The organism is Vibrio diabolicus, assembly GCF_011801455.1.
Taxonomy (GTDB): Bacteria; Pseudomonadota; Gammaproteobacteria; order Enterobacterales; family Vibrionaceae; genus Vibrio; species Vibrio diabolicus.
Genome location: NZ_CP042451.1, coordinates 2,526,836 through 2,540,783, shown reverse-complemented (window position 1 = coordinate 2,540,783; position 13,948 = coordinate 2,526,836). Strand labels below are relative to the sequence as shown.

Annotated in this window: 12 protein-coding genes; 8 read left to right on the top strand and 4 right to left on the bottom strand. The window is 43.8% G+C overall.

The window, feature by feature from the left end; translation table 11 throughout:
• Positions 1–168: 168 nt before the first annotated feature.
• The 3 genes from recN to nadK all read right to left on the bottom strand — a co-directional run bounded on the left by recN (position 169) and on the right by nadK (position 4,342).
• Positions 169–1,833, bottom strand: coding sequence for a DNA repair protein RecN (recN, locus tag FR741_RS12075; RefSeq protein ID WP_167426844.1), 1,665 nt, complete (start codon positions 1,831–1,833; stop codon positions 169–171).
• 168 nt (positions 1,834–2,001) lie between these two features.
• Entirely contained in the window at positions 2,002–3,192 is a 1,191-nt protein-coding gene (locus tag FR741_RS12070; RefSeq protein WP_084742357.1) for a DUF3103 domain-containing protein, read from the bottom strand.
• 265 nt (positions 3,193–3,457) lie between these two features.
• Complete coding sequence (gene nadK / locus FR741_RS12065; protein WP_167426843.1) at positions 3,458–4,342, bottom strand: NAD(+) kinase; 885 nt, start codon at positions 4,340–4,342, stop codon at positions 3,458–3,460.
• A 146-nt stretch (positions 4,343–4,488) separates the two neighbouring features.
• Between nadK and grpE the strand changes: the two genes are divergently transcribed.
• From grpE to dnaJ, 4 genes are all read left to right on the top strand, one after another.
• On the top strand, positions 4,489–5,085 hold the full coding sequence (gene grpE, locus FR741_RS12060) for a nucleotide exchange factor GrpE (protein WP_012842091.1): 597 nt from the start codon (positions 4,489–4,491) through the stop codon (positions 5,083–5,085).
• 417 nt (positions 5,086–5,502) lie between these two features.
• Entirely contained in the window at positions 5,503–6,777 is a 1,275-nt protein-coding gene (locus FR741_RS12055) for a dicarboxylate/amino acid:cation symporter (protein ID WP_012842090.1), read from the top strand.
• 348 nt (positions 6,778–7,125) lie between these two features.
• Positions 7,126–9,039, top strand: a complete 1,914-nt coding sequence (gene dnaK / locus FR741_RS12050; protein ID WP_005391455.1) for a molecular chaperone DnaK — start codon at positions 7,126–7,128, stop codon at positions 9,037–9,039.
• A 204-nt stretch (positions 9,040–9,243) separates the two neighbouring features.
• Positions 9,244–10,392: a molecular chaperone DnaJ gene (gene dnaJ / locus FR741_RS12045; RefSeq protein ID WP_005391453.1), complete on the top strand. Its 1,149-nt coding sequence runs from the start codon at positions 9,244–9,246 to the stop codon at positions 10,390–10,392.
• A gap of 68 nt (positions 10,393–10,460) precedes the next feature.
• Here dnaJ and FR741_RS12040 read toward each other — a convergent pair whose 3' ends face one another.
• Positions 10,461–10,892 (bottom strand): type IV pilin protein, encoded by a 432-nt coding sequence (locus FR741_RS12040; RefSeq protein WP_047010170.1) that lies wholly within the window; start codon positions 10,890–10,892, stop codon positions 10,461–10,463.
• Between the two features lie 103 nt (positions 10,893–10,995).
• On the opposite strand from FR741_RS12040, the gene FR741_RS12035 reads away from it, so the two are divergent.
• From FR741_RS12035 to FR741_RS12020, 4 genes are read left to right on the top strand one after another with little or no spacing between them, the layout of a single operon-like run.
• Complete coding sequence (locus FR741_RS12035; RefSeq protein ID WP_167394139.1) at positions 10,996–11,511, top strand: GspH/FimT family pseudopilin; 516 nt, start codon at positions 10,996–10,998, stop codon at positions 11,509–11,511.
• A gap of 10 nt (positions 11,512–11,521) precedes the next feature.
• Positions 11,522–12,148: a PilW family protein gene (locus tag FR741_RS12030; protein WP_104971338.1), complete on the top strand. Its 627-nt coding sequence runs from the start codon at positions 11,522–11,524 to the stop codon at positions 12,146–12,148.
• Complete coding sequence (locus tag FR741_RS12025) at positions 12,148–13,455, top strand: hypothetical protein (protein ID WP_167426842.1); 1,308 nt, start codon at positions 12,148–12,150, stop codon at positions 13,453–13,455. The genes FR741_RS12030 and FR741_RS12025 overlap by 1 nt, the downstream gene beginning before the upstream one ends.
• Positions 13,445–13,855, top strand: coding sequence for a type IV pilus modification PilV family protein (locus FR741_RS12020; RefSeq protein WP_167426841.1), 411 nt, complete (start codon positions 13,445–13,447; stop codon positions 13,853–13,855). Before FR741_RS12025 ends, FR741_RS12020 begins: the two co-directional genes overlap by 11 nt.
• The last annotated feature ends 93 nt before the right edge of the window (positions 13,856–13,948 follow it).

Here is a 13,948-nt window from a genome sequence, read left to right as displayed (position 1 = left end):
TCTATCCAGTTTAAGCGGTAACTAATGACAAATAGCCAAGTTATTGAGCTATGGGGTGGCACTGACCATTATTTCGAAAGGGAATCAGAACCCAAGCACTTTGATATGGTGATGGGGGAGGTAGAGTCACGGAGTAGTGTTCGTGACTCTATCTTTGAAAGAGCATGGCTAAGCGGCGATGAGGAGCTCTTTGGCGTTTGCAAGGGTAGAATCTGTAATTTGGCTACCTCCAAGTAGGCGAGCTAATTCTGCCACACGTTGTTGTTCATCTAATGCGTGCATTTGTGTTTCGGTTTGGCCAGCTTTTGTTTGTTTAGCCACGAACATTTGTTGATGGCCACAACCTGCAACTTGAGGGAGGTGAGTGACACACAATACCTGAGTAGACTCGCCAAGCTTGCGTAGCATTTTGCCGACTACAGCTGCTGTTGGACCACTAATACCGACATCCACCTCATCGAAGATCAAGCTTGGTGTATCCACTTTCTGAGCGGTAATCACTTGGATAGCTAATGAGATGCGTGATAGCTCACCGCCTGACGCAACTTTTGCTATAGGTTGCAATGGCTGTCCTGGGTTGGTCGATACTAAGAAGCACACACTGTCCATGCCAAGTGGTGATGGGTGCGTGTTTTCATTGCTGACTTCGATATTGAATATCGCTTTTTCCATGCTCAATTCGTGCATGCTTTGCGTGATCAGCTTATTCAGCTCTTTAGCGTAACGGCTGCGTGATTTGTGTAGTTTTTCTGCTTGGTTTAGGAAGCTTTGGTACTTTTGTTCCACTTCTTGCGCGAGTTCATCTAAACGTTCATCAGAGCAATCTAACGCTTCTACTTGGGCCAGAAGATCTTGGTGATGTTGGTATAGTTCTTCTGGCATCACGTGGTGTTTGCGAGCAACAGACATCACTTTAGAAAAACGTTCTTCTACATAAGCCATACGAGCAGGATCCACATCTATGCCATCTAGATAACTGCGTAATTCGTTCTTCGTTTCTTCCAGTTGAATCATCGCTTCTGACAACATGTTGGGTAGCTCAGATAGCTTTTCATCTAACTCAGCTAGTTGAATTAGGGAGTTATTGGCCGATTGCAAAATACCAAGCGCATTGACTTCTTCACCTTCGTAAATAAGTTCGATGGCTTGCTGACAGGTAGTGGCGAGTTCACCACTATTGGATAGTCGTTTGTGCTCTTGCTCGAGCTCTGCAAATTCTTCTTCACCTAGCGATAACTCATTTAGTTCTTTGATTTGGTATTCAAGCAACTGTTTTTGCGCCTGGTTTTGCTGGCTATTTTCTTTTAGTTGCTTGAGGTTATTGTCTGCCTGACGCCAATGCTGGTAAGCACTTCGTGTGCTTTTTAGTAGGTTTAGATGACCTGCATATTGGTCGAGCATAGCCATTTGGTGTTCGCTTTTCATCAATTGATGATGAGCGTGTTGCCCATGGATATTGATCAGCAGTTGCCCTAAAGATTTGAGCTGTGATAGTGGGACAGGACTGCCATTAATGAAGGCTCTTGAGCGACCTTCTTTTGTGATGATGCGACGCAAAATACATTCACTGCCATCAAGCAGATCGTTATCTTCTAGCCAACGCGTTGCATGTAGGTTGTTGTCCAGTAAAAAAGCGGCACTAACTTCGGTTTTTTCTTCACCTTGTCGAACCATGCCAGCATCGGCTCGTCCGCCTAAGCAGAGCCCTAAAGCATCGATAGCAATGGATTTACCCGCGCCTGTTTCACCTGTGATGGTGGTCATGCCCTTAGACAGCTCGAGTTGTAAAGACTTAACAATCGCAAAATTATTAACACTTAGATGAGCCAGCATTTTTTATTTACCTGTATAACTGAACAATACTGTATAAGAGAACAGTATATACTGTTTCTTTATACAGTAAAGGCGGGTGAGAAAAAATTTCTGTGTGGGGTGCTTTTTTGTGATGAAGTGGGAAAAATGAGCCGAAGTGATTACAACGACTCATTAAAATTGAACAGGTTACGGACGAGTTGGGTTAATCGTGAGCGGCTCTAATGTGACTACTGCATTCACACCAGCACCTGGATGATCCACGTATGATGTGTCTTGCATTAGTGTGTAGTAAACGTCGACGAAGTCATCATCATTCGTTAGGACGCCGTCAGGGATCGTGTCGATGATCTTATTAGTGATTTGCGGAATAATCGCGTAAGCCTGAACTTCTGGATCTGGAATCGCTTTCAGCACTTCTCCAGCAACTTGAACGAGGAGTTTTGCCAACTGTTTATAGTCTGTACCATCATCTTGTTCCATGAGCACGATATCTGCAGCGCCCCAGCGGTAACGAGACCAGTGAATAATGATCTGATTCGGGTAGTAATCTTGGTTATCGTAGTCTAAGTATGGAAGCTCCACTAAATCGAGAGTCGGTTCATCACGACTTGGATTGACGCCCGTTACGATAGCGTAGATTTCTGCCTTGCCAGAGATCCAAGGTTCTTTGTCATCGGCTAGACGGATCTTTTTCAACTGCGTTGTTTGAATTGGAGCCGCTTCGCCCACTGTGCTACTTGACAATAGCGGTGCATTTTGGCGTTGTTCATCAGCAACGTATGGTTGAACTAAAGCTGGCTGACCGAGTTTTTTCATCTCAGCTTGCATAGCTTGCAAGCCTGCTTTTAGCTCAGCAGAGCTGTTGTTATCAACAACGAGTACAGGTACATCTGGGAGTTGGTAAACATCGAGTTGATGGATGTTGCCATACACATCAAATGCTTCGATATATTGCCAATTCTCATCATCACCACTTGGTTCAAATGCAAATAATGGCTCGACCTCGCCACTTTGCCATGCTGTTATCATGCTCTCATTCGCTAAACGAACTTCCAGCAACTGATCTGAGTATTCAGAAATACCTTTCCAGCTACGAATTTGAGTGTCAGCTTGTACAAGCTGATGGCTAAACTCGGAGTTGGGGTTTTGTTGAACAAATGCTGATACAGAGACGCTAGTCTGTTGTGGAGTAATATCTCTTCTCAACATGGGTTCAATGGCAGCATAGTTCTCACTCAATTGTTGAGCGAGGGCACGCTTCGTCTTAGTGATATCTTCCGCTTTTGCGTTGGATACACTGTTGACTTGCGTTTCCTCTGATTGGCAGCCAATAAGTGCTAATGTACTGAGAACAGACAGAATGATGGTTTTCTTCATAATATGTCCTTTATTGATTTTATGAAATAGAGTTAATACTCTATTCATGGTGAGAATATCACCGGACATAGGTCATTGAATTTGCTTTTCTATCTTTTGTGTAAACTTTGCCCACAGGATCAAAATTTATAAACTTCTCTTTAATGACAGCAAATATCGTGTCGCCTCACTACTTTGTGTCTATTTCTTGTCTAAGAAAGCCAAAAGCCAGTGGCAATTAAGCTGCTGGCTTTTTTATTGAAGTCATTTCCCTGAGTAACAAGTGTTAGAACAATTTACTAGACCAACCAAGCTTGTTACGTAAAACGTGATAGTAGTTGTAGTCCTTGGGATGGATGAGTTTGAGCACATTTGGACTTTGATAGATGTGGATTTCGTCTCCTGGAGAAACAGGGAGAGACACTTGTCCATCACAGCTAACTTCTTGTGTTCCTCGGTTCTCTGGTGACACCACCAATTTAATTCGACGCTTTCCATCAACCACCAAAGGTCGACTCGACAAGGTATGAGGAAACATTGGCACGAGTGAAATGGCATTCAAGCTAGGCGAAAGAATTGGACCACCGCCAGAAAGCGAATATGCGGTCGAGCCCGTTGGTGTGGAGACAATCAAACCATCGGCTCGTAAAGAGAAGGCGAAGCTTTCATCAATGTACACTTCAAATTCAATCATATGGGCAATTTGCCCTGGGTGAAGTACAGCTTCATTTAGCGCAGCGTTGTGGCTTTTAATTTGCCCGTGACGGTGTACTTCCGCTTCTAAGAGAAAGCGCTCTTCTTCAATATACTCACCGTCGAGTACCGCTTGCAGAGACGCTTGGAACTCGTCTGGGTTTAAGTCAGTTAAGAAGCCCAGGTTTCCACGGTTCACCCCTATGACTGGTACATCAAATCGGGATAAAATTCTTGCCGCGCCTAGCATGTTGCCATCCCCACCAACCACAATGGCTAGATCGGCATTTTTTCCTAGTTCAACTAAACTGGCAAATTGACTCTGCGGGATATCATCCAGTATTGCGGCAAGGCGATCGTCAATAAATACTTTATAGCCTTCAGAGGTCAGCCATTGGTACAACTCTTTATGAGTTTGAATTGCTTGTTGATCTCTTGGTTTTCCGATAATCGCGATCACGTTACATGGATTTTTCATAGCATTTCCGCATTAAAGAGGCTTGAATCAGGAATCTTCATCCCCATAATAATGGCAAGTCACCTAAATATGCGAATTTTTATGTGGTTAAAGCCCGCAAAAACGCGCATGGCTTTAAGGGCATTATGTTGAATTCTGGAGATATCATGAGCAACGAAGAAAACAAAGTTACAGAAGAAGAGCTTGATCAAATCATCGAAGAGGCTGAAAAAGTAGAAGCTGAAGCACAAGAAGTAGAAGCTGAGCTTGAAGAAATTGGTGATGAGACAGACGCTAAGATTGCTCAACTAGAAGCGGCACTACTGTCTAGCGAGGCAAAAGTAAAAGAGCAGCAAGATGCGGTGTTGCGTTCTAAAGCTGAAGTAGAAAACATGCGTCGTCGTACTGAGCAAGAAATCGATAAAGCACGTAAGTTTGCGTTGAACAAGTTTGCCGAAGAGTTGCTTCCTGTTATTGATAACCTAGAGCGTGCAATTCAAGCGGCAGATACAGAGAATGAAACGGTTAAGCCGTTCCTAGAAGGTGTTGAGTTAACACACAAAACGTTTGTCGACGTTGTGGCGAAATTTGGCTTGAAAGCAATCAACCCTGAAGGTGAAGCATTTAACCCAGAGTTCCATCAAGCGATGTCGATTCAGGAAAGCCCTGATCATGAATCAAACACAGTTATGTTTGTTATGCAAAAAGGCTACGAACTAAACGGCCGTGTGATTCGTCCGGCAATGGTAATGGTTGCTAAATAACCTTAACTGCCTGTTTTCAAATATAAAGCGCCCATCATTTTTTGATGGGCGCTTTTTTGTTTTAAACGTAAGTTGTTGTAATGAGCTTCATTGTATATCGATAAAATGGAAGTTTGATCCCCTTCATATTTTTTCTTATTGGTTAATTATTTTCCTATAGGAGATTTCTTCTCATCTCACTGCGTGTTTATGAACGAAGAGGGCTATAAGTAATTGTAATCATTCGTTGTGTGAATGTTTGTCCTGCATAGGAATGTAAAGATAGTCATTTTTTCTATAACAATTCCGTTAACAAAAATGTAAATTATCACTTTATTTTGTAACCTTCGTGTGTATGATTTGCGACTAATGCTTTAAAAGTAAGCATATATAACTACAAAGATGTAAATAGCAGACACAACATATCGGAGATTTATAATGGATAAATCGCTTTCTAGTAAGATTTTTATAGGCTTGTTTGCCGGCCTTGTGCTCGGAACAGCAATTCAGTACTTATTTAGCGGTATTGCGATTTTTGATACATACCTACTTGGAGCAGCAGAAGGCGTTGGCGGCATGTTTGTCTCGCTGATCAAATTGCTTGTTGTTCCTTTAGTTTACGTTTCAATCGTATGCGGCATTGTTGACTTGAAAGACATCAGTGCATTTGGTCGTCTTGGTGGAAAAACTTTTACCCTCTACATTCTTAACACCATCATTGCGATTACGGCGGCTTTGACTGTTGGTTTGATTTTCCAGCCAGGAGCGGGTGCTAATCTGGCAGGAACGGTATCTGAGGCCGTACAGCTGACGACGACAGAAACGCCGGACATTTTCTCTCTAGTTGTTAACATTGTTCCTAGCAACCCAGTACAAGCGTTTGCTAACGGCGACATGCTGCAAATCATCTTCATGGCAATTCTGACAGGTCTTGCAATTCAAGCTTTGGATTCTCGTGGTGGTCCTGCCATCCGCACGTTCAAAATGGCAAATGAAATCATGATGAAACTGGTTGGGTTAGTGATGAGTCTTGCGCCATATGGTGTGTTCGCGCTAATGATTCAATTGGGTGCAACACTAAACGCCAATACATTGATGTCCGTGGCTGGTTATGTGGCCTTGGTGGTTGCGATGTTGGTGTTCTGGATCTTCTTCTTCTATCCAATGGCAGTAAGTCTTGCGACAGGGACCTCTCCAAAGACTTTCCTACGTGCAACTCGTGAGCAGATTCTGTTCTCTTTATCTACCGCGAGCTCAAACGCGACTATCCCGGTAACGATGCGAACACTGACAGAAAAGCTTCAGGTCTCTAAATCGGTTGCTGGCTTCGGTGTACCACTGGGCGCAACGATGAACATGTCTGGTGTGTCTATCTATATTGCTCTAGCAACGATGTTTGTTGCGAACGCTTTTGGCCAGCCAATTAACACCGCAGACATCTTCACGCTTGGTTTAACTATTCTTCTATTATCTATTGGTGCTGGTGGCGTTCCTGGAGGCGGCGTGGTAATGGTAGGCGTTTTGCTTCACCAACTAGGCTTACCACCTGAAGGCTTGGCAATTATTGCTGCGGTTGACCGTATTAATGACATGTTCTGTACGTCTTCAAACGTTGTGGGCGACACGGCGGTAAACACCATTGTTGCAAAAACAGAAGGTGAGATTGGTAAAGAAGAAGGCGTTGACGCTGAGCCTGCTCAAGCGAACGCTTAATGTCTTGAATCATTTATTTTAACCCTAATATTGAAACGAGCTCTTATGAGCTCGTTTTTTTGTTTAGGAAGAGTCGGGCATAAATACATTTACCTGAGAAATGGTGTTTTGTTGCGCTACAGCAGTGTGACGAGTTCCCAACTAATCAGAAAGAAACACATAAATTTCGAAAAAAGACGCTTTTTTTTAATTCTGCCCTTGAAAAGCATTTTGCCGCCCTTATCTATGTGGCATAGAGAAGCAAACATTGATTATTTTTGTTTGTGAGCAAGGGTTGAAACCCGATTCTCCTCCCCCCACATTGGGGTTATAACCAAACGAAAATAGAATTTATTCGGAGATAGCCAGATGGGTAAAATCATTGGTATTGACTTAGGTACTACTAACTCATGTGTTGCTGTATTAGACGGCGACAAACCACGTGTAATTGAAAACGCAGAGGGTGAACGTACTACTGCATCGGTTATTGCTTACACTGACGGTGAGACGCTAGTAGGTCAACCTGCGAAACGTCAAGCAGTAACTAACCCAGAAAACACGCTATTTGCAATTAAGCGTCTAATCGGTCGTCGTTTTGAAGACGAAGAAGTTCAGCGTGACATCCAAATCATGCCTTACAAAATTGTTAAGGCTGACAACGGTGACGCTTGGGTAGAAGCAAAAGGCCAAAAAATGGCGGCTCCTCAGGTTTCTGCTGAAGTTCTTAAGAAAATGAAGAAAACTGCTGAAGATTTCCTTGGTGAGGAAGTAACTGGCGCAGTTATCACAGTACCTGCTTACTTTAACGATGCTCAGCGTCAAGCTACAAAAGATGCTGGCCGTATCGCAGGTCTAGAAGTTAAACGTATCATCAACGAACCAACAGCAGCAGCGCTAGCTTACGGTCTTGATAAGAAAGGCGGCGATCGCACTATCGCGGTATACGACCTTGGTGGTGGTACATTCGATATCTCTATCATCGAAATCGATGAAGTTGAAGGCGAGAAAACATTCGAAGTTCTAGCGACTAACGGTGATACTCACCTTGGTGGTGAAGACTTTGATAACCGCCTAATCAACTACTTAGTAGACGAGTTTAAGAAAGAGCAAGGTATCGATCTTAAGAACGATCCACTAGCAATGCAGCGTGTTAAAGAAGCAGCAGAAAAAGCGAAAATCGAGCTTTCTTCTACTTCTCAAACTGACGTAAACCTACCTTACGTTACTGCAGATGCAACTGGTCCTAAGCACATGAACATTAAAGTGACTCGTGCAAAACTAGAATCTCTAGTTGAAGACCTAGTACAACGCTCTCTTGAGCCACTAAAAGTAGCTCTAGCTGACGCTGATCTATCAGTAAACGACATCACTGACGTAATCCTAGTTGGTGGTCAGACTCGTATGCCAATGGTTCAAGCGAAAGTTGCTGAGTTCTTTGGTAAAGAAGCGCGCCGTGACGTAAACCCTGACGAAGCAGTAGCAATGGGTGCTGCAGTTCAAGGTGGTGTACTTGCTGGTGACGTTAAAGACGTACTACTACTAGACGTAACTCCACTGTCTCTAGGTATCGAGACAATGGGTGGCGTAATGACTAAGTTAGTTGAGAAGAACACAACTATCCCAACTAAAGCGAACCAAGTTTTCTCTACAGCGGAAGACAACCAGAGCGCGGTTACTATCCACGTTCTACAAGGTGAGCGTAAGCAAGCGATGTACAACAAGTCTCTAGGTCAATTCAACCTAGAAGGCATCCAGCCTGCACCACGTGGTATGCCACAAATCGAGGTTACTTTTGACCTTGATGCGGACGGTATCCTACACGTGTCAGCGAAAGACAAGCAGACTGGTAAAGAGCAGAAGATCACTATCCAAGCTTCTGGCGGTCTAAGCGATGAAGACATCGAGAAAATGGTTCAAGAAGCAGAAGCTAACAAAGAAGCGGACAAAAAGTTCGAAGAGCTAGCGACTGCACGTAACCAAGCTGACCAAATGATTCACGGTACTCGTAAGCAAGTAGAAGAAGCTGGTGAAGCACTACCTGCAGAAGAGAAAGAGAAGATTGAAGCAGCAATTTCTGAGCTAGAAACAGCTCGCAAAGGCGAAGACAAAGAAGCTATCGATGCTAAAGTTCAAGCACTAATGACCGCTTCTCAAAAACTGATGGAAATCGCTCAACAACAAGCTCAAGCGCAGCAAGCACAAGGTGCTGACGCCGATGCACAGTCTAAAGAAGACGACGTTGTAGATGCTGAGTTCGAAGAAGTTAAAGACGACAAGAAATAATATTTCTTAACCAGATGGCTGCAAAGCCATCTGGGGTCGATAAGACTTCGTGTGCGGGCGTTTGGGGCAACTCTTACGCCCGTCTGTTTGTAAACGCTGTCTTTCTAGTTAAGTATGTTGCGGATAAGTGCACTTACCTAGAACGATACAAACACCAAGCGGTGAATCGATGCCGTTTGTAGTAATTAACTGGTGACGAAGAACATGTCAAAACGTGATTTTTACGAAGTATTAGGCGTAAGCCGTGATGCCTCAGAGCGCGATATCAAAAAGGCGTACAAGCGTCTAGCGATGAAATTCCACCCAGACCGAAACCAGGGTGATGAGTCTGCGGCGGATAAGTTTAAAGAAGTAAAAGAAGCGTACGAAGTTCTGACCGACCCTCAAAAGAAAGCGGCGTACGACCAGTACGGTCATGCTGCTTTTGAACAAGGCGGCGGTGGTTTCGGTGGCGGCGGCTTTGGTGGCGGCGGTGCTGATTTCGGCGACATCTTTGGCGATGTATTCGGCGACATTTTTGGTGGTGGTCGTCGTGGCGGTGGTGGTCACCGTGCTCAACGTGGTGCGGACTTACGTTACAACATGGAACTGACGCTAGAAGAGGCGGTTCGTGGTGTAACGAAAGAGATCGAAGTACCAACACTAGTACACTGTGATACCTGTGATGGTAGTGGCGCGAAGAAAGGCTCATCTGCTGAAACATGTGGTACCTGTCATGGTCATGGTCAAGTACAGATGCGCCAAGGCTTCTTCGCAGTGCAACAAACCTGTCCAACCTGTCACGGTAAAGGCAAGATCATTAAAGACCCTTGTAATGAGTGTCATGGTCAAGGTCGTAAACAGAAAACCAAAACACTTAACGTTAAGATCCCTGCAGGTGTTGATACTGGCGACCGTATTCGTCTATCTGGCGAAGGTGAAGCGGGAGAGATGGGAGCTCCAGCGGGTGACTTGTATGTACAAGTGCACGTGAAAGAGCACCATATCTTCGAACGTGATGGTAACAACCTATACTGTGAAGTGCCTGTAAGCTTTGCGATGGCGGCTCTAGGTGGTGAAGTTGAAGTACCAACTCTAGATGGTCGCGTAAGCCTAAAAGTACCTTCAGAAACGCAAACAGGTCGTATGTTCCGCATGCGTGGTAAAGGTGTGAAAGGCGTTCGCGGTGGCGGTATCGGTGACTTGATTGTTAAGTTGGTTGTTGAAACACCAGTAAACCTAAGCTCACGCCAAAAAGAACTGCTCAAAGAGTTTGAAGAGTCTTGTGGTGGTGAAGCGGCGACAAAGCACAAGCCTAAATCAGAAGGCTTTTTCAACGGTGTGAAAAAGTTCTTTGATGATTTAACCAGCTAGACGTTAGTGAAAAGCACAAATACAAAGGCCTGCTAAAATGCAGGCCTTTTTGCATCTCGGTGTTCTTTCTAATTCCAGCAATCACTTGGTTCTTCGACATTTGTTGACGTTAAAGTAATCGTTTTAGCGCCAGTCAAGCACTCGTCGTCGTCTTGTCCCAGAGCCGATTTTGCTGTTGCTGTAATGGTATAGGCCGTACTTGCAGAGCTCGCAATATTGAAAGAAAATCTATCTGTGTCTGAATCACATAGAGTGCATGTGCCTCCAGAGATAATATGACTCCAGTCGTACCCACCATCATAAGATGTCTCTAGCTCTAGCTGAATTCGACTAAGATCGCTCAAGGCAACCGTCCTATGAGACTTGATTACATGATTGGTGTAAGAAGGGTAGGCGACAGCCGCAATGATCCCGACAATCACTACGGCTATCAGTAATTCGATCAATGTCATCCCTCCCAATCTTTTTTTGTAGCTGTTACAGCGAGAAATTCGAATCATCACGAGTAGTTTCCTTTTCACTTTTCCGCCTATTTTTGGCAGGTGATAGCATCTGTGCAAGATGAATTACGGCCCTTTTGCCGTTTACATAGGAATTTGGGAAATGCCTCGCGGGTTTACGTTGTTGGAGCTTCTTATTACTGTGGCTGTACTGAGTATTATATTGGCGTTTGCAGCACCATCTTTCCAAAATGTTTTTGAAACCAACAAAATGCAGCGCTTAGCTAATGAATTGCATGGCTTTGTTATTGAAGGCAAGTCTGAAGCAGTATTACAGCGTGAAAGACTTTGGGCACACATCATCATGCCCGGTAGTTCATCCAGTGATGGTAATTGGCGTATCGAGCTTACTGATAACGGAACGGAGGGGGAAGGGACAGTTTTGTTCTCTTTTTCAGGAACACCTTATGAGGGGATCGTCGTTACACCTAGCTACGCTTCAGACCAAATCAGTTTTGACGACGTTTATGGCCGTCCGTCATCAGGCAGTATTCGTTTTTATCCCGTAGGGGAACCTTCAAAAGTCCTCAAACTTATTTCCCACACTTTGTCTGCTCGCGTGCGAGTGTGTAGTGATAGCAGCAATAAAGAATATTACGGTTATTCAACTTGCTCTTAAAAGGATGATTATGTTTAAACAAAAAGGGGCAAGCCTTGTTGAGTTTATGATCGCATCTGCACTTGGGCTTATTTCTCTTGCGACAGTGGGGGCAATTTATGTGAGTGGTCAAAGGGTGATAATGGAACGGTCGAAAGAGCTAATGTTGTTACAGAACTCTGAAAGTGTTGTGCAAATGCTCAAGAGTGACATTCAGCGTGCTGGTTTTGATGGTAACGATGGCCATTCTATAAAAATATCTGGCTCATCGAACACCATTTACACTCTCGATGATGTTGATAGAGGTGTGATTGCTTATGCCTATTACATAGGTGTTTCTGGCGCTTTTCCTTTATATAAAAACGTAGCTTATGAGCAACGAGTTGGCACGCCAGAGTCGCTATTTGTTTGTGAAAAAAAGCAAACAACGATATGGGATGTTGATGACGTGATTAACCTTGCAGGCACTGGCTCATGTAAAAATCTTTTTGATAAGAAAGTTATTCACGTTAATCGTTTTGACCTTACTAGTGAACTGTTAGAAAACACTGATGCAAAAAGTGCACTGGTGACCGTTACATTGGGAACCGAATTGAAAGATGTGACTGATATTCGCACTCAGCAGTCGTTTACTGCAATGCAAAGGAACTGGCAATAATGAATAAACAACAAGGTGCAGCTGCGTTGTTAGTTGTGAGCGTATTGCTAGTTGTGGCATTAATGATGTCTCTCGGTAGCTATAAATCCCTCTTTTACCAAATTAAACGAGCCAATAATCAAATTGAAGCAAGACAGGAACATTGGCGTGCAGAAGGAGGGCTAGAGTGCGTCTATAGCAAGACAAAAATAAATAAAACATTGCCAACTAATGTGAATGATTGCATCACAGCTATGGGGCTTGATGCCTTAACATATTCCTCGGGCTCTTCAAGTCTAGTGACTTCAACGATAGGTAATCGGGAAATTAAAAAGACCATTAAACTACCTACAAGCAGTGGGGCTGGAGCGATAAAATCTAAATCCGACCTCGTGATTAATGGCTCATATACGAGCTCTCCAGATCCGAGTAAAAGTCTCGGTAATAATTTCTGGGAATGCACTTCTGTTCTTTACTACAACTTTTTTTATGCAACAAGTGTAAACACTTTTCACCCCTATCAGCTATCTGATAAGCCTTATTCGAGTTTCCCTGACAGTCCTGCAGGACAAGAACAAAAGTGCGCATCTACTCACTATAGTTGGGGAGCAAGTGTTGCTGCATCTGAGAGTGATTATCGTCAGTCTTCGGATATGGATCCGTTTAAAGATGTATTTGATGTCCCTCGAAGTGAGTGGTTCGATGTGATGTCGGATAATTCACTGTTCGGATATGTACCCTTGTCATTAAATAGTATGAAATTGAACTCAAAAGCAGATCTCCCTTCTCCTGTATTCAACGAGACATGCGCGGAGGGGATTGTTAGCAATATCGAAAATGGGAAAGATCTTATTTGGGTTTATGGTGGCTGTGAAATTAATACGGCCGATTTTACGAGTATAAAGAACGCAATAGATAATAGCCTGGGTGGGAGCGGGATAATTCTAGTCGTTCAAGACGGTATTTTTTCTACGATAGGCACGCAGGATTTCAAAGGAATGCTTTACCACTTTATTTCTCCGCTGTATACCGAACCTACAACTGGGGCTACATTTGATTTTACCGACTGGTCTGGCTCTGCCAATGATGCCGCATTGGATGGCGTCATAGCGGCTTTAAAAACAACAGTGCCTATGGAAAAGACAAAGGTTGGCTATTTTCAGCACGGTGCATTTAACCCGTTAGGAGGATTTGTCATGGATGCACCAGGAACATTTGCACTCTTTAATGCCGCGTTATCATTCCAATACAATCGCGATGTAATTGAGGAGCCTCAAGAGAAGCTGAAGAAAGCACATTGGAAAAAGGGCTCTTGGAATGATCTCTAAACAAAAAGGATTTAACCTTCTAGAAGTCTTAATTTCTTTCCTGCTTCTTGGCGTAGGCGCGTTAGGCTTAACGAAGCTAAACGTGTATCTAGAACGTGAATCCGAATATGCCATAAAAAGTATTGAAGCACTTCGTCTAGCAGAAAACCAGCTTGAATGGTTCCGAACGCGTGGTGCTTCGGATGCGCTTTCTACGATTTCTACTGCCAGTTTTGCCTCTATCGTGACAGGATCTTCCGCCACTGGAGCGTACACGGTGGAGTGGGATGTGCCACCTGCTACTGTATCAGGTTCACTAAAGACGATCATCATCACAACAAGTTGGGAAGATAGAATGGGGCAGACGCAATCCGTTAAGCTGAAAACTATGATTTCACAGTACAGTGAATTCGAAAACTGAGTTCAATTGCACACATAGGCTGAGACAAATGCGGGTGTAATTCCTGTTTGATACCGGATTTGTCACGGTTAATAAATGGTTTTTGAACTGTTA

Excerpts from the sequence above, each read along its gene's own strand:
- dnaJ (WP_005391453.1), top strand. The coding sequence starts at position 9,244 with ATGTCAAAACGTGATTTTTACGAAGTATTAGGCGTAAGCCGTGATGCC.
- FR741_RS12035 (WP_167394139.1), top strand. The coding sequence starts at position 10,996 with ATGCCTCGCGGGTTTACGTTGTTGGAGCTTCTTATTACTGTGGCTGTA.
- FR741_RS12020 (WP_167426841.1), top strand. The coding sequence starts at position 13,445 with ATGATCTCTAAACAAAAAGGATTTAACCTTCTAGAAGTCTTAATTTCT.
- grpE (WP_012842091.1), top strand. The coding sequence starts at position 4,489 with ATGAGCAACGAAGAAAACAAAGTTACAGAAGAAGAGCTTGATCAAATC.
- FR741_RS12055 (WP_012842090.1), top strand. The coding sequence starts at position 5,503 with ATGGATAAATCGCTTTCTAGTAAGATTTTTATAGGCTTGTTTGCCGGC.
- recN (WP_167426844.1), bottom strand. The coding sequence starts at position 1,833 with ATGCTGGCTCATCTAAGTGTTAATAATTTTGCGATTGTTAAGTCTTTA.
- nadK (WP_167426843.1), bottom strand. The coding sequence starts at position 4,342 with ATGAAAAATCCATGTAACGTGATCGCGATTATCGGAAAACCAAGAGAT.
- FR741_RS12070 (WP_084742357.1), bottom strand. The coding sequence starts at position 3,192 with ATGAAGAAAACCATCATTCTGTCTGTTCTCAGTACATTAGCACTTATT.
- dnaK (WP_005391455.1), top strand. The coding sequence starts at position 7,126 with ATGGGTAAAATCATTGGTATTGACTTAGGTACTACTAACTCATGTGTT.
- FR741_RS12040 (WP_047010170.1), bottom strand. The coding sequence starts at position 10,892 with ATGATTCGAATTTCTCGCTGTAACAGCTACAAAAAAAGATTGGGAGGG.
- FR741_RS12025 (WP_167426842.1), top strand. The coding sequence starts at position 12,148 with ATGAATAAACAACAAGGTGCAGCTGCGTTGTTAGTTGTGAGCGTATTG.
- FR741_RS12030 (WP_104971338.1), top strand. The coding sequence starts at position 11,522 with ATGTTTAAACAAAAAGGGGCAAGCCTTGTTGAGTTTATGATCGCATCT.